The 872-nt window shown below is 77.3% G+C and carries 1 protein-coding gene; it reads left to right on the top strand.

Going from position 1 to position 872, the window contains the following annotated elements; genetic code table 11:
- Positions 1–14 precede the first annotated feature (14 nt).
- Positions 15–872 (top strand): winged helix-turn-helix domain-containing protein (locus tag MXD58_RS25810; RefSeq protein ID WP_518478688.1); only part of this gene is annotated, 858 nt, incomplete at its 3' end.

Below are 872 nucleotides of genomic sequence, written 5' to 3'. Positions count from 1 at the left end.
GCGCGAGCCCGGCGGTGCCGGCCGCGTCACTCGTCGCGGTGCCCGAGATCACCGACTTCCTGCGGGCCGAGCTGCTGAGCCGCCATCCTCCCGCCGTCCGCCGCTTCCTGCTGCGCACGAGCCTGCTGGACCACCTCAGCGGGTCGCTCGCCGACGCGGTGATGGGCGAGCCCGTCCACCTCGGCGGGCCTGCGCCCGGCGGTTCGGGTCCTGGCCTGCCGGACGGCCAGGGTGCCGGCCCGCTGGCCACCAGCGGTGCCGACCTGCTCACGGCGTTCGCGGAACGGGACGGCTCCGTGATCCCGCTCGACGACGGCCGCTGGTTTCGCTACCACCGGCCGTTCGCCGCGATGCTGCGGGCGGATCTCGGCCGGGATCGCGCCGAGGACGTCGACGAGCTGCACCTGCGCGCCGCACTGTGGTTCGCCGCGCACAGCCGGCCCGCGGACGCGGTGCGCCACGCCGCCTGCGCGGGCGACTGGTGGTACGCCTCGTGCCTGCTCGTCACGGGGGTGGGAATGCTCGACACGCTGTTCGGCGGCGGGCCGCGGGTGGACTCGATGTTGGCGGCGATGCCGACGGCACCCGCCGCCGGGGCACCGGAGTGCTCGCTCGCCGCCGCCGCCGGGCATCTGCGGCACGGTCGGGTGGCGAAGGCGGCCAGCTGTCTGGAGGCGGCGCGGGCCGCGATCCCGACGGCCGCCGCCACCCGGCGCCGGGCCCTGACCGTGCAGGCTGATCTGCTGGACCTGCGCCGGGCGGAGATGAGCGGCGCGGCCGAAGACATGCTGGCGCTCGCCCGGCGACTGCTCCGGTCGGCGCCCGACCCGGCGGGCGGATCACGGCGGGTGGACGTCCGCGCCGCGCTCGGC

Origin of the sequence: Frankia sp. AgKG'84/4, from assembly GCF_023242965.2 — a bacterium.
Lineage (GTDB): Bacteria > Actinomycetota > Actinomycetes > Frankiales > Frankiaceae > Frankia.
This window is presented reverse-complemented; position numbering and strand designations above follow the sequence as displayed.